Source organism: Microcella alkalica, assembly GCF_014137945.1.
GTDB lineage: Bacteria > Actinomycetota > Actinomycetes > Actinomycetales > Microbacteriaceae > Microcella > Microcella alkalica.
Map to the genome: position 1 here is coordinate 109,126 of NZ_JACGWX010000001.1, position 22,073 is coordinate 131,198.

A 22,073-nucleotide genomic window follows, 5' to 3' on the forward strand; every position below is an offset into this window, starting at 1 on the left:
CCGTGTCCGATCCCACCGTGTCCGATCCGTCCGCCGCATCCGCGCGGTTCTCGCCCCTGCACGAGCAGCACGTCGCGCTCGGCGCGAGCTTCACCGACTTCGCCGGCTGGCAGATGCCCGTCCGCTACACCTCCGACCTCGCCGAGCACCACGCGGTGCGCACGGCGGCCGGTCTCTTCGACATCTCGCACATGGCCGAGATCGCGGTCATCGGCGAGGCCGCCGGCGCCTTCCTCGACGAGGCGCTCGCCGGGCGGCTGTCGGAGCTCGCCGTCGGCAGGGCGAAGTACTCGCTCATCCTCGACGAGCGCGGCGGCATCATCGACGACCTCATCGTCTACCGCATCACCGACCACGAGTTCCTCGTCGTCGCGAACGCCTCGAATAGGGATGCCGTGGTCGCCGCCCTCGAGGCGCGCACCGCCGAACACGGCGTCGCGATCGACGACCGCACCGACGCCACGGCCCTCATCGCGGTGCAGGGGCCCGCTGCGCGCGCGGTCCTCGAGGCGACGCCGCAGTTCCTCGCCCCCGAGCTCGACGACCTGAAGTACTACGCCTGGACGACCGGCACGTTCACCGGGCCCGAGGGCGAGAGTTCCGTCGAGATCCTCGTCGCGCGCACGGGCTACACGGGCGAGGACGGCTTCGAGCTCTACCTCGGCGTCGCGCACGCCGCGGCGCTCTGGCGGGCGCTCCTCGCCGCCGGCGAGCCGCTCGGCCTGCAGCCGTGCGGGCTCGCGGCGCGCGACACCCTCCGGCTCGAGGCGGGCATGCCGCTCTACGGTCACGAGCTCGGCACGAGCATCCAGCCCGTTCAGGCGGGGCTGGGGCGCGTCGTCGTGACGTCCAAGGAGTCGTTCGTCGGCAAGGCCGCGGTCGAGGCGGGCCCCGGCGAGGACGCGCGCGTTCTGGTCGGCCTCACCGCGGAGGGCCGCCGCGCAGCCCGCGCCGGCTACCCCGTCATGAGCGGCGAGGAGGTCGTCGGCGAGGTCACCTCCGGCGCCCTGTCGCCCACCCTCGGTCACCCCATCGCGATGGCCCTCGTGCACCCGGCCCACGCCGAGCCCGGCACGACCCTCGACCTCGACGTGCGCGGCAGCCGCATTCCCGCGACCGTCGTCCCGCTCCCCTTCTACACGAAAGAGGCCCGACCATGAGCGCAGTCCCCGCCGACCTGCAGTACACCGCCGAGCACGAGTGGGTGCGCCTCGAGGGCGACGTCGCCACCGTGGGCATCACGCAGTACGCCGCCGACGCGCTCGGCGACGTCGTCTACGTCGACCTGCCGAAGGTCGGCTCGAGCGTGACCTCGGGCTCGATCGTCGGCGAGGTCGAGTCGACCAAGTCGGTCGGCGAGCTCTACGCGCCGCTCGACGGAGAGGTCGTCGAGGCGAACGACGCCGTCGTCGACGCGCCCGAGACCATCAACTCCGACCCCTACGGCGAGGGCTGGCTCGTCAAGGTGCGCGTCGCCGAGACCCCGACGCTCATGAGCGCCGACGAGTACCGCGCCCTCATCGGCGAGTAGGAGCATCCGACCCCCATGTCTTTGGATTTCAGCGCCCGCCACATCGGCATCGACGACTCCGCGCGGCAGCTCATGCTCGACGCGCTCGGCTGCGCCTCGCTCGACGCCCTCATGGATGCGGCGGTGCCGACCGCGATCCGCCAGACCGCCCCGCTGCGCAGCCTGCCTCACGCCGCGACCGAGGCCGAGGCTCTCGCCGAGCTGCGCGCCATCGCCGCCGAGAATCGCGTGCGCGTCAGCCTCATCGGCCAGGGCTACTACGGCACGATCACGCCCGCCGTGATCCAGCGCAACGTGCTCGAGAACCCCAGCTGGTACACGGCGTACACGCCCTACCAGCCCGAGATCTCGCAGGGTCGGCTCGAGGCGCTGCTGAACTTCCAGACCATGGTGAGCGAGCTCGCCGGCCTGCACACCGCCAACGCCTCGATGCTCGACGAGGCGACCGCGGTCGTCGAGGGCATGCTGCTCGCGCGCCGGGCGTCGAAGAGTTCGTCGAATCTCTTCCTCGTCGACAGCGACCTGTTCGCCCAGACGCGCGCGGTGCTGGACGGCCGCGCCGAGGCTGTCGGCCTCGAGCTGCGCTACCTGCCGCTCGCCGACACCGACCCGGCCGACCTGCCCGAGGCGTTCGGCGTCTTCGTGCAGTACCCCGCCGCCTCGGGCCGCATCTGGGACCCGTCGGCGATCATCGCCCGCGTCAAGGAGCAGGGCGGGATCGCGATCGTCGCCGCCGACCTGCTCGCGCTCACCCTCATCACGAGCCCCGGCGAGCTCGGCGCCGACGTCGCCGTCGGCACCACGCAGCGGTTCGGCGTGCCCATGGGCTTCGGCGGGCCGCACGCCGGCTACCTCGCCGTGCGCGAGGGCCTCGAGCGCTCGATGCCCGGCCGCCTCGTCGGCGTCTCGCGCGACGCCGACGGCCGCCCCGCCTACCGGCTGACGCTGCAGACCCGCGAGCAGCACATCCGCCGCGACAAGGCCACGTCGAACATCTGCACCGCGCAGGTGCTGCTCGCCGTCATGGCGTCAATGTTCGGCGTGTACCACGGGCCCGACGGCCTGCGCCGGATCGCGACGCGCGTCGCGCGCACCACGGCGGCGTTCGCCGAGCGGCTCGCCGCCAACAGCGTCGAGGTGCTCAACGACGCCGCGTTCGACACGCTCACGATCGCCGTTCCGGGACGTGCCGATGACATCATCGCCGCCGCCCGCGACCGCGACATCCTGCTGTGGCGGGTCGACGCCGACACGGTGCGCCTGAGCTTCGACGAGCAGTCATCGACCGACTCCGCGCTGTTCGCGGAGCTCTCGGGCGTCTTCGGGTTCATGCCGGGGTCGGGGATCCCCGGCGCCGGCGCGTCCGAGCCGGTGACGCGCATCCCCGCCGCGCTCGAGCGCGAATCCGAGTTCATGACCCACCCGGTGTTCCACACGCACCGCAGCGAGACCGCGATGATGCGCTACCTCAAGCGCCTCGCCGACCGCGACTACGCGCTCGACCGCGGCATGATCCCGCTCGGCTCCTGCACCATGAAGCTCAACGCCGCGACCGAGATGGCCGCCGTCACGTGGCCCGAGTTCAGCGCGCTGCACCCGTTCGCACCGCTCGAGGACGTCCAGGGGTCGCTCGTGCTCATCGGCATGCTCGAGACGTGGCTCGCCGAGCTCACCGGCTACGACGCCGTGTCGCTGCAGCCCAACGCGGGCAGCCAGGGCGAGCTCGCGGGCCTCCTCGCGATCCGCGGCTACCACCGCTCGCGCGGCGACGAGCACCGCACTGTCTGCCTCATCCCGTCGAGCGCGCACGGCACGAACGCGGCCTCGGCGGTCCTCGCCGGGATGCGCGTCGTCGTCATCGCCACGACCGTGACGGGCGACGTCGACCTCGCCGACCTGCGCGCGAAGATCGAGACGCACCGCGACGAGCTCGCCGCGCTCATGATCACCTACCCGTCGACGCACGGCGTGTACGAGCACGACGTCATGGAGGTCACGGCCGCCGTGCACGAGGCCGGCGGCCAGGTGTACATCGACGGCGCCAACCTCAACGCGCTCCTCGGCTACGCCCGCTACGGCGACATCGGCGGCGACGTCAGTCACCTCAATCTGCACAAGACCTTCTGCATCCCGCACGGCGGGGGAGGGCCCGGCGTCGGCCCCGTCGCAGCCAAGGCGCACCTGGCCGAGTTCCTGCCCGGCCACCCGCTCGCCCAGATGGACGTCCACCCGCCGTTCGACATGACGACCGGCTCGGCCGGCACCAGCGAGCACCGCGGAGCGCCCGTCTCCGCCGCGCCGTTCGGCTCGGCGAGCATCCTGCCGATCTCGTGGGCCTACGCCCGCATGATGGGCTCCGAGGGGCTGACGGATGCGACGGCGAACGCCGTCCTCTCCGCCAACTATGTGGCGCTGCGACTCCGCGAGCACTATCCGGTGCTCTACGCAGGCGAGAACGGTCTCGTCGCGCACGAGTGCATCCTCGACCTGCGCCCCCTCAAGGAGTCGACGGGCATCGGCAATGACGACGTCGCGAAGCGCCTCATGGACTACGGGTTCCACGCGCCCACGATGTCGTTCCCCGTCGCGGGGACGCTCATGGTCGAGCCGACCGAGTCGGAGGATCTCGCCGAGCTCGAGCGATTCATCCAGGCCATGATCGCGATCCGCCTCGAGGCCGACCGCGTCGCGGCGGGGGAGTGGCCGGCGGGCGACAATCCGCTCGTGAACGCGCCGCACACGGCCGAGAGCGTCATCGCCGGCGAGTGGGAGCACCCCTACTCGCGCGAGCTCGCCGTGTACCCGGCGTCGCTCGTCGCGGACGACGAGCACGGGTCCGGCGCCGACGGCTCCGGCGGGTTCGGGGCGACGCGCGCCGACAAGTACTGGCCGCCGGTGCGCCGTGTCGACCAGGCCTACGGCGATCGCAACCTCGTCTGCGCCTGTCCGCCGATCGAGGCGTTCGCCTAGCGGCTCGTACCCGGCGGCCTCCTCGAATCTCGCGTGGTTGACGAAATGAAGGGAGCGACCGCGCCGTAGTCGGCGTGTCGCCAGCGACACGCCGGTGGAGGACCGCGGCTCCCTTCATTTGGTTCAGGAAGAGCGGACGACCACGCCCGCGCGAGGAGCGCCGCGGCTAGGAGGCGGCGGAGGCGTCGAGACCGGGCGACCCCGGCAGTAGTGCGAGCTGCTCGCGGATCGTCCTGGCGCTCTGGTACGTCACGCCGACGAGCGCGACGTGCTTCCAGCGCAGCACCCCGCCGGCATCGATGATGAAGATCGAGCGGCGCACGCCGACGCCGAAGAGCCCGACCCCGTAAGCGTCGACGACGTCGCCGCGCTCGTCGGCGAGCAGCGGGAAGGTCAGCTTCGAGCGGCGGGCGAACGACTCGTGCGAGGCCGCGCTCTGGCGGCTGATCGCCCACACCTCGGCGCCGAGCTCCTCGAAGCCGGAGAGTTCGTTCTGGTAGTTGCAGAGCTGCGAGGTGCAGCCGGGCGAGGCGTCGGCGGGGTAGAACGCGAGCACGAGGGGCGAGCCGCGGTGCTCGCGCAGCGAGAAGAGCCGGTGCTGAGCATCCGCGCCCCGCATTGTCACGCCCGGCAGGGTGAAGTCGGGGGCGAGCTGGCCGATCTCGAGCTGAGTCATGCGGTGAGGCTAGGCGGGCAAACCGAGAAGTTCCGGGAACTCTGACGCCGCCCAGGGGTATCCCACGAAGATCACTGCGTCGAGCGCTGTGTGGCCGATGACAAGCGGCAGGACGCGGCCCGTGCGCGTGTAGATCCAGCCGAACACGATGCCCATGACGAAGTTGCCGATGAACGCCCCGAAGCCCTGGTAGAGATGGTACGTCGCGCGCAGCAGGGCGCTTGTGAGGATGATCGCCCACGGGCTCCAGCGGAGGTCGCGCAGGCGGGCGAAGAGATAGCCGACCGCGATGACCTCCTCGATCACCCCGGCGCGGACGGCCGCGAGCAGGAGGACGGGAACCGTCCACCAGTAGGTGTCGAGCGCGGTCGGTACGACGGTCACGGTGATGCCCAGCGCGCGGCCGACGACGTAGAGCGCGAGGCCCGGGACCCCGATCAGCAGCGCGAGCCCGAGCCCGTCGCGCGTATCGCGCCAGGGCCGCGCACCGTCGATGCCGAGCCTGGCGAGGTGCGGGCGGGCGACCTGCCACAGCAGGAACGCAACGAGAGCGACGGCCACGAGGTCGAAGAAGATCGCGAGCAGCTGGTAGATCAGGTCGAAAACCTCGCGATCGTCGCGGGAACGATTGATCGTCGCCGTCTGCTGCGACAGCGGCACCTCGCTCGTCACGCGGTTGGCGATGGCGACGAGCGAATAGACCGCGCTCGCTCCGAGAGATAGGCCGAGCACGATGAGGATCTCCGCGCGGATGCGGCGACGAGAGGGGATGCCTGTGCTGACGTCGGTCGCGGCGGAGGCGGTCACGGTAGAAGTATCATGCGTCGTCCCCGTGAGGTGCCGAGCTCAGTTGTGGGAGAGGAGCAGGATTCGCCCTCTTAACGGCGTTGCTCTTTAGAGCACGGCTACACATCAGGACGCGATGAATGCTCGGAACAATCCGGGCAAGCGCGCGCCGGAGCGGGGAGATCAGGCGTAACGCGCAGGAATTGTGCGTTCTGAGGGCGGATGGGCGCAGTTTATCGGATCTGTGCACAGGAATGCTCGAATGTCGTTACTGGTGTGTAACGAATGCGCCTATGGTTTGGCGGGGATGTGACCCTCTCTCTAGGGTCATACCCAATAGGCGTGACGGCGCGCTCAACCTGCGGCCGACGCGTGTCCATCTTGCACAGGAGGAAAATTGCGAATCAGCAGAATCGGGGCAGCTAGCGCAGCCACGGTCGCGGCGAGCGCCCTCGTCCTCTCGGCTTGCGCTGCACCGCAGCAGGAGTCCGAGGTCGTCGAAGGAAGCTCCATCACGGTCGCGTGGAACCAGCCGTTCTACTCGTACAACAGCAACACGTCGTTCGGCAACGCCACCGCGAACGCGAACATCGTCTACATGACGAGCGGCGGGTTCAACTACTACGACAACACGCCCGAGCTTCAGCAGGACGAGTCGTTCGGCTCCTACGAGGTCGTCTCCGAGGACCCGCTGGTCGTGGAGTACACGATCGCCGATGGCGTGCAGTGGTCCGACGGCACTCCCGTCGACGCCGCCGACATGCTCCTCGCGTGGGCCGCCAACTCGGGCGTGCCCAACACGCCCGACTTCGACCCCGGCGAGTTCACGGACCCGGAGACCGGTGAGTTCACCGAGGACTACCCGACCGACGTCGTCTTCTTCGATGGCTCGCTCGGTAGCGGCCTCGAGAACGTCTCCGAGGTTCCCGAGATCGATGGCAGCACCATCACGCTCTCCTACGACAACATCTTCGTCGACTGGGAGCTCGTGTTCGGCGTCGGCCTTCCCGCCCACGTCGTCGCGCAGCGCGCGCTCGGAATCGAGGACGCCCAAGAGGCGAAGGATGCCCTCGTCGAGGCCATCCAGAACAACGACGAGGAGGCGCTCGCCTCGATCTCGTCCGTCTGGAACTCCGACTGGAACTTCTCGGAGATGCCCTCCGAGGAGGACGCCAACCTGCTCGTCGTCAACGGGCCGTACGTGATCTCGGACTTCGTGGCCGACCAGTACATCACGCTGACCGCCAACGAGAACTACACCGGCCAGAACACCCCTCAGATCGAAGAGGTCACGGTCCGCTTCATCACCGACCCGCTCGCGGCCGTCCAGGCGCTCGCGAACGGCGAGGTCGACGTCATCAGCCCCCAGGCCACGGCCGATGTGGCTGACGCGCTGACCGAGCTCGACGGCGTGACCGTCCTGAGCGGTGTCGAGGCCGTCTACGAGCACATCGACCTTCAGTTCGACCAGTCGAAGAGCGGCACGTTCAACGACCCGATCGTCCGCGAGGCCTTCCTCAAGACGATCCCGCGCCAGCAGATCGTCGACACGCTCATCAAGCCGCTCAACCCTGAGGCCGAGGTGCGCAACTCGCAGCTCTTCGTCCCGGGCGCGCCGGGCTACGACGAGACCGTCGCGGGCAACGGCATGGCCGAGAAATACGGCGAGGTCGACATCGAGGGCGCCGCGGCGCTCCTCGCCGAGGCCGGCGTCACGAGCCCCGAGGTCTGCATCCTCTACGCCACGAACAACCCTCGCCGCGTGAACGAGTTCGCTCTCATCCAGGAGTCGGCCAACCAGGCAGGCTTCAACGTGACCGACTGCGGCAGCGACGACTGGGGTGGCCTCCTCGGCACCCCCGGTGCGTACGACGCCACGTTCTTCGGATGGCAGTCGACGAGCCTCGGTGTCACCAACAGCTCGGCGACCTTCCGCACCGGCGGCATCAACAACCTCAACTTCTACTCGAACACCGAGGTTGACGACCTGCTGACCGAGCTCGACACCGAGATCGACCCGGAGCGCCAGATCGAGATCCAGCTCGAGATCGACCGTCTTCTCATGGACGACGCCTACGGCCTCACGATCTTCCAGTTCCCCGGCGTCACGGCGTACAGCGACCGTGTGGAGGGTGTCGACCCCGGCCCCCTCTCGCCGACGATCTTCTGGAACATCTGGGACTGGACGCCTCTCGGCAGCGACAGCGAGTAGGTCCGAGGCTCTCGGGCTGAACACGTCAGTCAGCTGACCCAGCACCAGGGGCGCTGGAGCCGCCACCGCGGCTCCAGCGCCCCACCGCTGGGCGCTCCAGGATTCAGTTAGGTAGGGTGCCATTTCCGATGGCCACATTCGTTATCCGGCGACTCATCGCCTCCGTCTTCGTCCTCCTCGCCGCGACGTACATCATGTACAACCTCGTGGCGCTCTCGGGTGATCCCCTCGAGGACCTCCGTCAGAGCAGCGCTCCCAACAAGGAGCAGCTCATCGAGTCACGAATACGACTCCTCAACCTCGATGTCGCACCGCCGCTGCGGTACTTCATCTGGTTCGCCAACGTCATCACCGGCAATTTCGGCGTCACCGTCGAGGGCCGCAGCGTCAATGCACTTCTCGAGCAGGCGCTCGGGTCGACCGTCCAGCTCGTGACGATCTCGACGATCGTCGCGATCTTCCTCGGACTGATCGTCGGCATCACGACCGCCCTGCGCCAGTACTCGGGATACGACTACAGCGTCACCTTCATCTCGTTCCTCTTCTTCTCGCTCCCGATCTTCTGGGTCGCCGTGCTCCTCAAGCAGTTCGTGGCCATCGGCTTCAACGACTTCCTCGAAGACGACCCCCAGCTGCCGGTGCCCGCTGTCGTGATCATGGCTCTGATCTCCGGAGCTCTATGGGCCTCGATCATCCCCGGCAACCCCCGGCGCAAGGCGATCACCTTCGGGATCGCCGCCCTCGCCACGGCCGCCGTGCTGACCCTGATGAACGCCACCGACTGGTTCAGCTACCCGGCGCTCACGATCGCCGGGGTCGCGGTCATGGGCATCGGCGCCGCGTTCGGCTTCACCGCCATGATCACGGGACTCCAGAATCGCCGTGCGCTCGTCGCCGCCCTCATCGTCGCGGGCCTCGGGATCGCGCTCTACTACCCGTTCCAGTTCAACCTCTCATTCTACGTGACCGAGTGGTGGATGCTTCTGGCGCTCGCCGTGCTCACGGTGATCGTCAGCGGAACGATCGGGTACTTCGCCGGCGGTCACGACCGTGGGCCGGTCATCCGGATCGCGATCTTCACCGGCGTCACGACCGCGTTCGTGATCGCGCTCGACCGCTTCATGCTCGTGTGGGACGACTACGCCCAGTCCGGGAGGATCCGTGGTCGCCCGATCGCGACCATCGGCGCATCGACGCCGAATCTCGAGGGCTCCCTGTGGGTGCAGGGCGTCGACATCTACACGCACCTCCTTCTGCCGACCATGGCGCTGATCCTGATCTCGTTCGCGACCTACACGCGGTACTCCCGAGCGAGCCTCCTCGAAGTGCTCAACCAGGACTACATCCGCACCGCGCGCGCGAAGGGGCTCTCCGAGCGCACGGTCGTCGTCCGTCACGCCTTCCGCAACGCACTCATCCCGATCGCGACGATCGTGGCCTTCGACATCGGCGGCCTCATCGGCGGCGCGATCATCACTGAGCGCGTGTTCGGATGGACGGGAATGGGGTCGCTGTTCCAGAACGGCCTCCAGCGCGTCGATCCGAACCCCGTCATGGCCTTCTTCGTCATCGTCGGCGGGCTCGCGATTCTGTTCAACCTGATCGCCGACCTCGTCTACGCCGCCCTCGACCCGCGAATCCGAGTGAACTGATGACCAACGCACCCCTCCCCGAGCCCGGGCACACCGCGGGCAGCGTGACCGACGCGGAGAACAACCTCGAGCTCAAGGAGATCGAGGGCCTCAGCCAGGGTCAGATCGTCCGCCGGCGCTTCTTCCGCCACCGCGGCGCGCTCGTCTCGATGGTTGCGCTCGCGCTCATCATCATCACGGCGTTCTCCTCCGTCGGTCTCGCCTTCAGCTTCTTCGGGATCGACATCCGCACCCCCGGCTGGTGGCAGTGGACGTGGACGCAGATCCCGACCCCGCAGAACGGCGGCGCGCCGACGCTGAGGCTCGTCCCCGAGTTCCTCGGCGGCGACGGCATCCGATTCGGTGACCACCCGTTCGGTCAGGACGAGGTCGGCCGCGACATCTTCGCCGTCGTCATGCGCGGAACCCAGCAGTCGATCGTCATCATGTTCGTCGTCGGCATCATCGGCGTCACGATCGGCACCGTCATCGGCGCGATCTCCGGCTTCTTCCGCGGCTGGCGCGACTCGGTCCTCATGCGCTTCACCGACATCATCATCACGATCCCCGTGATCGTCGTCGGTGCGGTCGTCGGTCGAGCCGTCGGCAACCAGGGGGCGTTCGCTCTGGCGATCGTGCTCGGACTGTTCGCCTGGACGGGACTTGCCCGTCTCGTGCGCGCCGAGGTGCTGAGCCTGCGCGAGCGCGAGTTCGTCGACGCAGCCCGGGTCGCGGGCGCGAGCAACCGCCGGATCATCTTCAAGCACGTGCTGCCGAATGCGATCGGCGTGATCATCGTCAACGCGACGCTGCTCATGGCCGCGGCGATCCTGCTCGAGACGGCCCTGAGCTTCCTCGGCTTCGGCGTGCAGGCGCCCGACACCTCGCTCGGGAAAATCATCAGCGACAATCAGGCGGCCTTCGGAACGCGGCCGTGGCTGTTCTGGTGGCCCGGTGCGTTCATCATCGCGATCGCGCTGTGCATCAACTTCATCGGCGACGGCCTCCGCGACGCGTTCGACCCTCGCCAGAAGCGACTGCCCAGCTCGCGAGCCCTCGCCCGCGCGACGGCCAACCGCAACGACCTCGCGCGCGCCGAGGCACTCGTGGGAACGCGCGGTGCCGACAACCAGGTCGACGGATCGCGCGCACCCCGCAGTACGACGACCCTCGACGAGGGCGACGAGCGGCCGACGCACGGCTCGCGAGGCGACGCCTGATGCTCGTCCTGGCTATCGCCGGATCAGAGCACGAGGCCCGCGAGGCACAGCGCCACGAGGCCCACGACGACGCCGATCTCGAGAACGTGCACGGTGCGTCGTGGCTGCGCCTCCGGCGCCTCGGGGCGCAGCAGACCGTCGTCGCGGAGCTCCTCCCAGTGGCGCCGGATCACGTTCGCAGCGGCGCCGCTGTCCGTGTTGAGCGCGTCGCCGGGGCGGATCGACCCGGCCACGTGCGCCGACTCCGAGACGCGAAGGTCGTCGCGACCGAGCGTCATGGGCGTCCAGCGCGAGCCGGCGGGCGCCGCCCAGGCCTCGATGCGCCGGCCGCCCGCGCGCAGGGTGAGCGCCCACTTCGTGTCGATGAGCTGGATGCCCTCCCAGGGCAGGTGCCAGGACACGAAGGGGTTCCGCACCACCACGCCGTCCTCGCGGACATCGACCTTCGGCAGCCAGAAGAGCAGCGCAGTGCCGTAGGCCATCAGGCCGAGCCACCAGCCGTAGCGCACGAGGCCGTCGATGTCGCCCGTCACCACGAACCCACCGAGACCCGCGAACGCGAGAGCCGTCATGACGACGGTGAGCACGCGGCCGAAGAGCGGACGGAAGACGACGGGCTGGAATCGCATGATGCCAGCCTGTCAGACCGCCGCGAACTGAACGCAGGGAAGGACCTCCCGTGAGCACCACCACCCCCACCGCCGTCGAGACCGTGCTCGAGGTCGAGAACCTCGGCGTCGACTTCTGGGTCGACGGCGAGTACTACCCGGCCGCCGTCGGCCTCGACTACCGCGTCAAGCGCGGCGAGGTCCTCGCGATCGTCGGCGAGTCCGGCTCGGGCAAGAGCTCGAGCTCGATGGCCCTCCTCGGGCTGCTCCCGCCCACCGCGCGCGTCACCGGCTCCATCAAGCTCCTCGGGCGTGAGATCGCCGGCCTCGACAACCGCGAGCTGCGGAAGGTGCGCGGCAACCAGATCGCCGTGATCTTCCAGGAGCCCATGACGGCCCTCAACCCCGTCTACACGATCGGATTCCAGATCGTCGAGACGCTCCGCACGCACTACGACCTCACGCCCGCCGCGGCGAAGGAGCGCGCGATCGAGCTGCTCGAGAAGGTCGAGATGCCCGACCCGCAGACGGCGTTCAACAAGTACCCTCACCAGCTCTCCGGCGGCCAGCGCCAGCGCGCGATGATCGCCCAGTCGATCTCGTGCGACCCTGTGCTGCTCATCGCCGACGAGCCCACGACCGCCTTGGACGTGACCGTCCAGGCCGAGATCCTCGAGCTGCTGCGCAGCCTGCGCACGCGGCTCGACTCCGCGATCGTGCTCATCACGCACGACATGGGCGTGGTCGCCGACCTCGCGGACTCGATCATGGTCATGAAGAACGGCGAGGCCGTGGAGCAGGGTACGGCGCTGGACATCTTCCAGCGCCCGCAGCATCCCTACACGCAGTCGCTGCTCGCCTCGGTGCCGCACCTCGGCCTCGAGATCTCGGAGACCGGCACCTCGCGGGAGTCGCCGTCGACGACGGCGACTCCCGTGCTGTCATTCCAGGATGTCGCGATCGAGTACCCCAAGCGCGGTCGCGTGCCCGCGTTCCTCGCGGCGGACGAGATCAATCTCAATGTGTACCCCGGTGAGATCGTCGGCCTCGTCGGCGAGTCGGGGTCGGGCAAGACGACGCTCGGTCGCGCTGCGGTCGGCCTCCTCCCCATCAAGAGCGGCTCGCTCATCTCGGCCGGCGTCGACATCTCCCGCGGCGGCGTGAAGGAGCTCAAGTCGCTGCGCCGCAAGGCCGGCATCGTCTTCCAGGACCCGGGGTCGAGCCTCAACCCCCGCATGCCGATCGGCGAGTCGATCGGCGAGCCGCTGTTCCTCGCCGGCGAGGCGGAGGGGAAAGATCTCGACAAGCGCGTCCAGGAGCTCCTGAGCTCGGTCGAGCTGCCGACGAGTTACCGCAACCGCTACCCGCACGAGCTGTCGGGCGGGCAGCGTCAGCGCGTCGGCATCGCCCGCGCCCTCGCGCTGACGCCAGAACTGCTCATCGCGGATGAGCCGACGAGCGCGCTCGACGTCTCGGTGCAGGCCCGCTTCCTCGACCTGCTCCAGGATCTGCAGCAGAAGCTGCACTTCGCATGCCTGTTCATCAGCCACGACCTCGCCGTCGTCGACATCCTCGCTCACCGCATCGCGGTCATGCACCGCGGGCGGCTGGTCGAGCAGGGAACTCGCGACGAGATCCTCCGCAGCCCCAAGGAGTCGTACACACAGCGCCTCATCTCTGCCGTACCGCTGCCTGACCCGGTAGCGCAGCGCGAGCGCCGCGAGAGCCGCCGCGCCGGGCTGTAGCGCACCGCGCAGAGGGCCGAGCGAGGCCAGGCCCCTCGCCGAGAGGGCGGTGGGTAGACTGGTCGCATCGCTCGGCCCTTTCTGCGTGCCCTGAGCCCCGAAGCCTCCCCGAACTGAAAGCTGTTTCCGTATGGCGCTCGCCACCCGCTCCGACCTGCGCAACGTGGCGATCGTCGCCCATGTCGACCACGGCAAGACCACTCTCGTCGACGCCATGCTGCGCCAGACCGACTCCTTCGCCGCGCACGCCCACCTCGAGGACCGCGCGATGGACTCGAACGACCTCGAGCGCGAGAAGGGCATCACGATCCTCGCCAAGAACACGGCGGTGACCTACAAGGGCAAGCACGCCGGCGGGCAGGAGATCACGATCAACGTGATCGACACCCCCGGTCACGCCGACTTCGGCGGCGAGGTCGAGCGCGGCCTGAGCATGGTCGACGGCGTCGTCCTGCTCGTCGACGCGAGCGAGGGCCCGCTGCCCCAGACGCGATTCGTGCTGCGCAAGGCGCTCGCGGCGAAGCTCCCGGTCATCCTGCTCGTCAACAAGACCGACCGGCCGGATGCCCGCATCGAGGCCGTCGAGGAGGAGACCCATGACCTCCTCCTGGGTCTCGCGAGCGACCTGCAGGACGAGGTGCCCGACCTCGACGTGGACGCCATCCTCGACCTCCCCGTCATTTACGCCTCCGGCCGCGCCGGCGCTGCCAGCCGCACGCGCCCCGCCGACGGCGAGCTGCCCGACAACGACGACCTCGAGCCGCTGTTCGAGGCGATCCTGCAGCACATCCCGGCGCCGACCTACGACGACGAGCACCCGCTGCAGGCGCATGTCACCAACCTCGACGCGAGCCCCTTCCTCGGCCGCATCGCGCTGCTTCGCATCTTCAACGGCACGCTCAAGAAGGGCCAGACCGTCGCCTGGGTGCGCCACGACGGCACGCACACCAACATGCGCATCACCGAGCTGCTGAAGACCCGCGCGCTCGAGCGCTACCCGGCCGAGTCGGGCACCGCGGGCGACATCGTCGCGATCGCCGGCATCGAGGACATCACGATCGGCGAGACGATCGCCGACCCGGAGGACATCCGCCCGCTCCCGGCCATCACGGTCGACGAGCCCGCGATCTCGATGACGATCGGCACCAACACATCCCCGCTCGTCGGCAAGGTCAAGGGTCACAAGCTCACGGCGCGCATGGTCAAGGACCGCCTCGATCGCGAGCTCATCGGAAACGTCTCGATCCGCGTCGTCGACATCGGCCGCCCCGACGCGTGGGAGGTGCAGGGCCGCGGCGAGCTCGCGCTCGCGATCCTCGTCGAGAACATGCGCCGTGAGGGCTTCGAGCTCACGGTCGGCAAGCCGCAGGTCGTCACGAAGACGATCGACGGCAAGCTCCACGAGCCGTTCGAGCAGCTCACGATCGACGCGCCGGAGGAGTACTTGGGAGCGATCACGCAGCTGCTCGCCGCGCGCCGCGGGCGCATGGAGGGCATGTCGAACCACGGCACCGGCTGGGTGCGCATGGAGTTCCTGGTCCCGAGCCGCGGCCTCATCGGATTCCGCACCGAGTTCCTCACCACGACCCGAGGCACCGGCATCGCGAACGCCATCTCGCATGGCTACGAGCCGTGGGCCGGGTCCATTCAGTCGCGCAACAACGGCTCGATCGTTGCCGACCGCGCGGGCGTCGTCACAAGCAACGCGATGATGACCTTGCAGGAGCGCATGTCGTTCTTCGTGAACCCCACCGAGGAGGTCTACGAGGGCATGGTCGTCGGCGAGAACTCGCGGGCCGACGACATGGACGTCAACATCACCAAGGAGAAGAAGCTCAACAACATCCGCTCCTCCACCGCGGAGGAGCTGGAGCGACTCACACCTCCCCGTCAGCTCACGCTGGAGGAATGCCTCGAGTTCGCCCGCGAGGACGAGTGCGTCGAGGTCACGCCCGAGAAGGTGCGTATCCGCAAGGTCGAGCTCGACCAGACCCTGCGCGCCCGCGCGACCTCCCGCCTCAAGAAGCAGAACGCCTGACCCGAGGAGCACCCATGCGCCGACCTCCCCACCGTCTCGCCGCCACTCTCGCCGCCGCTCTCGTCGGTGCGCTCGCCCTCGGGGCGAGCGGCTGCGCGACGGGCACGCCGCTCGACGACATCGTCGAGGGGCTCGTCGACCAGGGCGTCGAGCAGATCACCTCCGGCATCGACGAGTCCGTCCGCGGTCTCGTCGATGACGTGCTCGGCGGCGTCGAGTTGTCGACCGACGGCGAGCCGCCCGCGAGCTTCCCGCGCGAGGTGCCGCTCGTCGGCGACGTCCTCGGCGGAGGAGCGGGCCCCGACAGCACCGGCTGGGTCGTCCGCACGCGCATCGACGACGCGGGCGCGTTCGCCGCGGCCGCCGCGGCCCTCGAGGGAGCGGGATTCGCCGCGAGCGGCGTCTCGAGCGACACCGATAGCGGGTACGGCGCGTTCACGTCGAGCGCGTACCGCGTCGACCTGTCGGTCGCGACGGATGCCCAGGGCGAGGTCACGGCGACGTACGTCGTCACGCCGGCCTGAGCATCCGCCCGATGGTCGGCGATCGCCGGTGCTCGCGTCCCCGACCGCGCACTCGATGCATTCGCATGAAGCTGGACTGCACAGAAGGTAGGCTCTCGCCGTGAAGATCGCCCGATTCAGCACCGACGGATCCCCCCGGTACGGCATCGTCGACGACGATGAGCTCGTCGTGCTCACGGGCGACCCGATGTACCACGGCTACGACACGTCGGGCGAGCGCGTGCCGCTGTCGGATGCGAGAATCCTCGCACCGGTCATCCCGCGCTCGAAGGTGGTGTGCGTGGGCATGAACTACGCGGCGCACCGACGCGAGATGGGCCACGAGGGCCCGGAGACCCCGCTCATCTTCCTCAAGCCCAACACCGCGGTCGTCGGCCCCGGCGACCCGATCGTCATTCCGCCCGTCGAGGGGCGCATCGTGCACGAGGGCGAGCTGGCGCTCGTGATCGGCTCGGTCGCCAAGCGGGTGAAGGCCGAGAACTGGCGCGACGTCGTCTTCGGAGTGACGATCGCCAACGACGTCTCGGCGCGTGACGTCATGTTCGCCGACGGCCAGTGGGCGCGCGCGAAGGGCTACGACACGTTCTGCCCGCTCGGCCCGTTCATCGACACCGAGCTCGACCCCACGAACCTCGAGATAGAGACGTTCGTCGACGGCGAGCTTCGCCGCAAGGGCAACACGGGCGACCTCCTTCACACCATTCCTCAGCTCATCGAGTTCATCAGCGACGTGTGGACCCTCCTGCCCGGCGACCTCATCCTCACGGGAACCCCCGACGGGCTCGGCGGCTTCGTCGACGGTCAGACGATCGACATCACGATCGAGGGTCTCGGCACGCTCAGCAACCCCGCGAAGAACCGCGACGACCGCGACTACTGATCGGGGCCTCCGGCCCATGCGGCCCATACGGCGGATGCGCGGCAGGAGCATGATGGAGCCATGAGCTCCGTCCCCCCGGTAACGGCGGACGCGCCCGCCGTCGCTCCAGTGATGGATGTCGCGGCCGTCCAGCGCCGGGTCCGCTCGACGCTCATGGTCGGGCAGGTGCTCGCCGGCCTCGGCATGGGATCGACGCTGAGCATCGGAGCGATCCTCGCCGCCGAGGTATCCGGGTCGCCCGCCTACAGCGGGCTCGCGGCGACCGCGGTCACCCTCGGCGCCGCGCTCGCGGCGATCCCGCTCGCCCGACTCGCCGGCCGGTTCGGCCGCGCGCCCGCGCTCGCCGTCGGCGCCCTCGCGGCCGCGACCGGCGCCGTGCTCGCGATCGTCGCTGCGGGCCTGCCGAGCTTCCCGCTGCTGCTCGGGGCGATCGTGCTCATCGGCGTCGGCACGGCCGTGAACCTGCAGTCGCGGTTCGCCGCCGCCGACCTCGCGGCTCCTGCGACGCGGGGCCGCGACCTCTCGCTCGTCGTGTGGGCGACTACCGTCGGCGCGGTGAGCGGCCCCAACCTCATCGGCCCGGGCGAGCAGCTCGGCGCCGCGATCGGGCTACCGCCGCTCTCGGGGCCGTTCCTCTTCACCGTCGTCGCCCAGGCGCTCGCTGCGGCCCTCTACCTCGTCGCGCTCCGCCCCGACCCCCTGCGGCTCGCGCTTCGACTCGCACGCGATGCCGCCGCCGCGGCGACAGCGGCGGGGGAGTCGGCAACGGGAGCGGCGCGCAGCGACCGCGCGGGCATCCGGCTCGCCCTCATCGCGCTCGCCCTCAGCCACGCGACGATGGTGAGCGTCATGGCGATGACGCCCGTGCACCTCACCGACCACGGGGCGAGCCTCGTAGTCGTCGGCTTCACGATCAGCCTTCACATCGCGGGCATGTACGCCCTCTCGCCCGTGTTCGGCATCCTCGCCGACCGGCTCGGCCGGTGGTGGACGATCCTCGTCGGGCAGGCGCTCCTCGTCGCGAGCCTGCTCTTCACTGCGCTCGGCGCCGAGAGCGAGGTAGCCGTCGTTACGGGGCTGATCCTCCTCGGCCTCGGCTGGAGCGCCGCGACCGTCGCGGGCAGCGCGTTGCTCACCGAGTCGACCGCGCCCCAGCGGCGCACGGTCATCCAGGGTCGCAGCGACCTGTTCATGAGCGGCAGCGGTGCGGTCGGGGGCCTGCTCGCCGGGCCGGTGCTCGCCACGTCGGGGTACGCGGGGCTGTCGCTCGCGGCGATGGCGCTCGTGGCGGCGGTCGTGGCGACGCTGGTCGCGAATCGCCGAGGCCGCGCTGGGCCGACCACCTCCTAGGTCAGCGCGCCGACGACCACGGGGGCCACGTTCGGGGGCGTGCCCGTCGCGCGGCGTCGACGCAGGCTGATCGCATGTCGCGACAGGGGGTCGCGGCGTGCAGCCAGGCTCGGGGGATCCCGTGAGACAGCAGTTCGGCCTTGCCACCGTCGGAGTGGTGCTCATGTCGGCGCTGGTCTCGACTCCGTCGGGGAGCGCGCAACCGGGCGGCGCGGCTGCCGAGGCGAGCCAGACGCGGTCGGTGCCTGCGGCTGTCGGCAGTGCGCTCGAGTCGACTGCGGCGTCCCTGCCGAGTGCCGGCATAGCTCTCAGCGAGCGAGCGCTGATCCTGCGGAATACGAACGAGCTCCGGGCCGCGAACGGGCTCTCACCCCTGCGCCTCAACCATGCGCTCAACGACGTCGCGCAGGATTGGGCCGAGAAGCAGGCGGCGAGCGGGGTCATGAAACATCGCGTCGGCCTCGCATCGCTGTACCCCGCCGGGTGGTCGCGGGCGGCCGAGAACGTGGCGATGGGCTACCAGCCCGGCTCTGTCCTGGATGCCTGGGCGGCATCGACCGGGCACCGCGCCAATCTTCTCTCCTCGAACACGGACACCGGCATCGGCGCGGCTAGAGACGCTCGGGGCCGCTGGTTCTACACGCAGAACTTCGGTCGATACGCCAGCGCGCCGCCGCCGGTGCCCGGGTCGATGAACCGGATCGCCGGTCCGGACCGATACGCCGTCTCCGCGCAGACGTCGGCTCGAACCTTTCCGGCAGGAGCGTCCACCGTGTATGTGGCCTCCGGTGCGAACTTCCCGGATGCGCTGAGCGCCTCGGCCCTCGCGGGAGCCGCACGCGGCCCGCTCCTCCTGGTCGCCCCGGATTCCGTCCCCCAGGCAGTGCTCACAGAGCTGCGGCGCCTGTCCCCTGCCCGGGTCGTCGTTGCCGGCGGACCGGGCTCGGTCAAGCGACTCCGTGGTCGCCGTCCTCCGAACGGTCGTCGCCCGCGTCGACCGCATCTCCGGAGCCGACCGCTACGAGGTCTCGCGCCGTCTCGCCGTCGATGCCTACGGCGTCACCGGGGCGCCGACGGTGTTCGTGGCGACCGGGTCGGGATTCGCCGACGCTCTCGTCGCGCTGCATCCCGGCGTCCGTGCACAGCGCGATCAGCGCGCAAGCACCGGCCGACATCGTGCTGCTCGGCGGGCATGCGACGCTCGCCCCGACGGTGGCCGGCTTCTACCGCTGCTGAGCGCCGGCTGCCTGCCCGCCGGTAGGATCGCAGGCGATGACCTCCCCCGCCTTCTCCACCGCCACGGGCAGCGATGTCCGCGTGCGCTTCTGCCCTTCCCCGACCGGGACGCCCCACGTCGGCCTCGTGCGCACCGCCCTGTTCAACTGGGCGTACGCGCGCCACACGGGCGGGAAGCTCATCTTCCGCATCGAGGACACCGACACGGCCCGCGACAGCGAGGAGAGTTATCACCAGCTCCTCGACGCCCTGCGATGGCTGGGCATCGACTGGGACGAGGGCGTCGAGGTCGGCGGACCGCACGCTCCTTATCGCCAATCGCAGCGCGGCGAGATCTATGGCGAAGTCATCGAGCGGCTGACGGATGCCGGGCACCTGTACGAGTCGTACCTCACGCCCGATGAGATCGAGGCCCGCAACATCGCCGCGGGCCGCGACCCGAAGATGGGCTACGACAACGCCGAGCGCGAGCTCACCGACGAGCAGCGCGAGGCGTACCGTTCCGAGGGTCGTCAGCCCGCGCTGCGCCTCCGCGTGCCGGACACGGCGCTGAGCTTCACCGATCTGGTGCGCGGCGACATCACCTTCCCCGAGGGCAGCTTCGTCGACTTCGTCGTCGTGCGGCCGAACGGCGCCCCGCTCTACACGTTCGTGAATCCCGTCGACGACGCGCTCATGGGTGTGACGCACGTCCTCCGCGGCGAGGATCTGCTGTCGTCCACACCGCGGCAGATCGCGCTCTACCACGCGCTCATCGACATCGGCGTTGCCGAGGCCATCCCGCAGTTCGGACACCTGCCCTTCGTCATGGGGGAGGGCAACAAGAAGCTCAGCAAGCGCGACCCGGAGTCGAACCTCTTCCACCACCGCGACCGCGGGTTCATCCCCGAGGGCCTGCTCAACTACCTGTCGCTCCTGGGCTGGTCGCTCAGCCACGACCGCGACGTCTTCACCCTCGAGGAGCTCATCGCCGCCTTCGACGTGCGCGACGTCAACCCGAACCCCGCGCGGTTCGACCAGAAGAAGGCCGAGGCCATCAACGGAGACCACGTGCGGCGGCTGCCCCTCGACGAGTTCGTCGAGCGGAGCATCCCCTACTGCAGCGGCGCCGGCCTGTTCAACGACGTCCCGCGCCCGAAGGAGCGCGACCTGCTCGCGAAGGCCGCGCCCCTCGTGCAGGAGCGCGTCGGACTTCTGGGCGAGGTGCCGAGAATGGTCGGCTTCCTGTTCACCGACGATGACGAACTCGAGATCGAGGCGGATGCTCGAGCCTCGCTCGATGCCGACGCGGCCGCCGTGCTCGACGCCGGCATCGGCGCGCTCGAGTGGCTCGAGGAGTTCACGCCGGAGGGCATCGAGGCCGCCCTGCGCGAGGCGCTCATCGACGGCCTCGGCCTCAAGCCGCGACTCGCGTTCGGCCCGCTGCGCGTCGCCGTCTCGGGTCGACGGGTGAGCCCGCCGCTGTTCGAGTCGATGGAGCTCCTCGGGCGCGACTCGACCCTCGCCCGCCTGAGGGCGCTCCGCGCGACGCTCTAGCCCGGCCATCCCGGCGCCCCCGGATCGAGCCGCGTCGACCAAATGAAGGGAGCGGCGGCCCTGGCGACGGCGTGTCGTGTGCGACACGCCGCTGCGCAGGGTGTCCCGCCCTTCATGTGGGACGACCCCGTCGCGTTGCGGCCGGAACGCCCGAGGTCGGCTACGGCCGGTGCGCCTCCTTCGGCGCGGCAGGGGGCGCGGGCATGACCCGCACGTCGGCGACCCTCTGCGCGATCGCGATCTGTGCGGGGGGCCGCAGGAGCACCCAGGCCGCCGCCATGACGCCGGTGGAGAGAGCGAAGAGCCCGACGCCGAGCCAGCTCTCGGCGTCGTCGATCCCTGCGTAGATGGCGTTGAGGTTGCCGCGCGCGCCCGTGAGGAGGACGAGCGCGACGTGCGCGACGGTGAACGCCAGGAAGTACCAGAGCACCAGGCCGTGGGTGCGCCGAGCCGCCCGGTCGGAGAGCGGCCCGCGGGCGCGCATCCACCGATCCGGCCACACGGGTGAGAGCCGCAGCCCGGTGAGAGTCGCGAGCGGTGCGGCGATGACGACCGTCGCGGCGTAGAAGAGCTGCTGCAGGCTGTTGTACCGGGCCCAGCTGTCGTGGGCGGGCCAGTCGAGGGCGAGGTACTGTACGGCCGCCGAGACCGCGTGGGGGATGACTGCGAGGTCGGTGGGAATGAGACGCTGCCAGTGTCCGCTGGCGAACAGGGCGACGAGGTAGATGAGTCCCGTGATCACCCACAGGGTGTCGACGACGAGATGCCACCACGTGTGGAGGCCGAGGCGCGATGGGCTCTTCGCCGCGAGTGGGCCCGTCGTGCGCCTCGTGACGAACGCGGGCGGTCGCCGACCGGTGCGCAGGTGCAGACCGGAGCTCACGATGAACAGCAGGAGGAAGGCACTGAGCCAGTGCGTCCAGCGCAGCCACGCGGGGAATCCGTCGGGTGTGCCGGGCGGCGGGTCGTACGAGCCGGGGTAGTCGGCGACGAAGGATGCCCCGCTAGGGCTCTCGAGGAACGCGCGCGCCGCGATCATCGCGGCCGCGAGCACGACCAGAGCCGCGACGACCGCGAGCACGACCGCACGGCGGCGGAGGGCGGTCGGGCGCGGCACGTGCTCCACCGTA

General features: G+C 69.8%; 16 protein-coding genes and 1 pseudogene. 13 read left to right on the forward strand and 4 right to left on the reverse strand.

Features of this window, described 5'->3' with window-relative positions:
• Positions 1–2: 2 nt before the first annotated feature.
• The 3 genes from gcvT to gcvP are packed head-to-tail and all read left to right on the forward strand — an operon-like array spanning position 3 to position 4,501.
• On the forward strand, positions 3–1,160 hold the full coding sequence (gcvT, locus tag FHX53_RS00510; protein WP_182489198.1) for a glycine cleavage system aminomethyltransferase GcvT: 1,158 nt from the start codon (positions 3–5) through the stop codon (positions 1,158–1,160).
• Entirely contained in the window at positions 1,157–1,531 is a 375-nt protein-coding gene (gcvH, locus tag FHX53_RS00515; protein WP_182489200.1) for a glycine cleavage system protein GcvH, read from the forward strand. The genes gcvT and gcvH overlap by 4 nt, the downstream gene beginning before the upstream one ends.
• A 15-nt stretch (positions 1,532–1,546) precedes the next feature.
• Positions 1,547–4,501 carry an aminomethyl-transferring glycine dehydrogenase gene (gene gcvP / locus FHX53_RS00520; RefSeq protein ID WP_182489203.1) on the forward strand — a complete coding sequence of 985 codons (2,955 nt, stop codon included), beginning with the start codon at positions 1,547–1,549 and terminating at the stop codon, positions 4,499–4,501.
• A 166-nt stretch (positions 4,502–4,667) separates the two neighbouring features.
• Here the strand turns inward: gcvP and FHX53_RS00525 are convergent, their stop codons facing one another.
• Together FHX53_RS00525 and FHX53_RS00530 are read right to left on the reverse strand one after the other, a co-directional pair.
• On the reverse strand, positions 4,668–5,177 hold the full coding sequence (locus tag FHX53_RS00525) for a peroxiredoxin (RefSeq protein ID WP_182489205.1): 510 nt from the start codon (positions 5,175–5,177) through the stop codon (positions 4,668–4,670).
• A 9-nt stretch (positions 5,178–5,186) separates the two neighbouring features.
• Entirely contained in the window at positions 5,187–5,984 is a 798-nt protein-coding gene (locus FHX53_RS00530) for a CPBP family glutamic-type intramembrane protease (RefSeq protein WP_182489207.1), read from the reverse strand.
• Between the two features lie 376 nt (positions 5,985–6,360).
• Here FHX53_RS00530 and FHX53_RS00535 point away from each other — a divergent pair, with 376 nt between their 5' ends.
• The 3 genes from FHX53_RS00535 to FHX53_RS00545 all read left to right on the forward strand — a co-directional run bounded on the left by FHX53_RS00535 (position 6,361) and on the right by FHX53_RS00545 (position 11,026).
• Complete coding sequence (locus FHX53_RS00535; RefSeq protein WP_220476066.1) at positions 6,361–8,175, forward strand: ABC transporter family substrate-binding protein; 1,815 nt, start codon at positions 6,361–6,363, stop codon at positions 8,173–8,175.
• A 128-nt stretch (positions 8,176–8,303) separates the two neighbouring features.
• Positions 8,304–9,827 (forward strand): ABC transporter permease, encoded by a 1,524-nt coding sequence (locus tag FHX53_RS00540; RefSeq protein WP_182489210.1) that lies wholly within the window; start codon positions 8,304–8,306, stop codon positions 9,825–9,827.
• Entirely contained in the window at positions 9,827–11,026 is a 1,200-nt protein-coding gene (locus FHX53_RS00545; protein WP_182489212.1) for an ABC transporter permease, read from the forward strand. Before FHX53_RS00540 ends, FHX53_RS00545 begins: the two co-directional genes overlap by 1 nt.
• A 23-nt stretch (positions 11,027–11,049) precedes the next feature.
• Here FHX53_RS00545 and FHX53_RS00550 read toward each other — a convergent pair whose 3' ends face one another.
• Positions 11,050–11,655, reverse strand: a complete 606-nt coding sequence (locus FHX53_RS00550) for a PH domain-containing protein (protein ID WP_182489214.1) — start codon at positions 11,653–11,655, stop codon at positions 11,050–11,052.
• A gap of 50 nt (positions 11,656–11,705) precedes the next feature.
• Here FHX53_RS00550 and FHX53_RS00555 point away from each other — a divergent pair, with 50 nt between their 5' ends.
• The 7 genes and pseudogenes from FHX53_RS00555 (at position 11,706) to gltX (ending at position 20,943) form a co-directional block, all read left to right on the forward strand.
• A complete protein-coding gene (locus tag FHX53_RS00555) occupies positions 11,706–13,379 on the forward strand; it encodes a dipeptide ABC transporter ATP-binding protein (protein WP_343050710.1) in 1,674 nt (557 codons plus the stop codon).
• 130 nt (positions 13,380–13,509) lie between these two features.
• Entirely contained in the window at positions 13,510–15,417 is a 1,908-nt protein-coding gene (gene typA, locus FHX53_RS00560; protein ID WP_182489216.1) for a translational GTPase TypA, read from the forward strand.
• 14 nt (positions 15,418–15,431) lie between these two features.
• Positions 15,432–15,941, forward strand: coding sequence for a hypothetical protein (locus FHX53_RS00565; RefSeq protein ID WP_182489218.1), 510 nt, complete (start codon positions 15,432–15,434; stop codon positions 15,939–15,941).
• A 100-nt stretch (positions 15,942–16,041) separates the two neighbouring features.
• On the forward strand, positions 16,042–16,821 hold the full coding sequence (locus FHX53_RS00570) for a fumarylacetoacetate hydrolase family protein (protein WP_182489220.1): 780 nt from the start codon (positions 16,042–16,044) through the stop codon (positions 16,819–16,821).
• A gap of 60 nt (positions 16,822–16,881) precedes the next feature.
• Entirely contained in the window at positions 16,882–18,171 is a 1,290-nt protein-coding gene (locus FHX53_RS00575; RefSeq protein WP_246335370.1) for an MFS transporter, read from the forward strand.
• Between the two features lie 163 nt (positions 18,172–18,334).
• A pseudogene (locus FHX53_RS14125) lies at positions 18,335–19,111 on the forward strand (CAP domain-containing protein); the annotation flags it as partial.
• Positions 19,112–19,443: 332 nt separating this feature from the next.
• Positions 19,444–20,943: a glutamate--tRNA ligase gene (gene gltX, locus FHX53_RS00585; RefSeq protein ID WP_182489224.1), complete on the forward strand. Its 1,500-nt coding sequence runs from the start codon at positions 19,444–19,446 to the stop codon at positions 20,941–20,943.
• A 160-nt stretch (positions 20,944–21,103) separates the two neighbouring features.
• Here the strand turns inward: gltX and FHX53_RS00590 are convergent, their stop codons facing one another.
• The gene (locus tag FHX53_RS00590) at positions 21,104–22,060 is read right to left on the reverse strand and encodes a cytochrome b/b6 domain-containing protein (RefSeq protein ID WP_182489226.1); all 957 of its coding nucleotides are present in this window, start codon (positions 22,058–22,060) and stop codon (positions 21,104–21,106) included.
• Positions 22,061–22,073 lie beyond the last annotated feature (13 nt).

Bases quoted from the DNA above. Each gene is read 5' to 3' on its own strand.
- FHX53_RS00575 (WP_246335370.1), top strand. From the start codon at position 16,882: ATGAGCTCCGTCCCCCCGGTAACGGCGGACGCGCCCGCCGTCGCTCCA.
- FHX53_RS00550 (WP_182489214.1), bottom strand. From the start codon at position 11,655: ATGCGATTCCAGCCCGTCGTCTTCCGTCCGCTCTTCGGCCGCGTGCTC.
- gltX (WP_182489224.1), top strand. From the start codon at position 19,444: ATGACCTCCCCCGCCTTCTCCACCGCCACGGGCAGCGATGTCCGCGTG.
- FHX53_RS00565 (WP_182489218.1), top strand. From the start codon at position 15,432: ATGCGCCGACCTCCCCACCGTCTCGCCGCCACTCTCGCCGCCGCTCTC.
- typA (WP_182489216.1), top strand. From the start codon at position 13,510: ATGGCGCTCGCCACCCGCTCCGACCTGCGCAACGTGGCGATCGTCGCC.
- FHX53_RS00540 (WP_182489210.1), top strand. From the start codon at position 8,304: ATGGCCACATTCGTTATCCGGCGACTCATCGCCTCCGTCTTCGTCCTC.
- gcvH (WP_182489200.1), top strand. From the start codon at position 1,157: ATGAGCGCAGTCCCCGCCGACCTGCAGTACACCGCCGAGCACGAGTGG.
- FHX53_RS00545 (WP_182489212.1), top strand. From the start codon at position 9,827: ATGACCAACGCACCCCTCCCCGAGCCCGGGCACACCGCGGGCAGCGTG.
- FHX53_RS00525 (WP_182489205.1), bottom strand. From the start codon at position 5,177: ATGACTCAGCTCGAGATCGGCCAGCTCGCCCCCGACTTCACCCTGCCG.
- gcvP (WP_182489203.1), top strand. From the start codon at position 1,547: ATGTCTTTGGATTTCAGCGCCCGCCACATCGGCATCGACGACTCCGCG.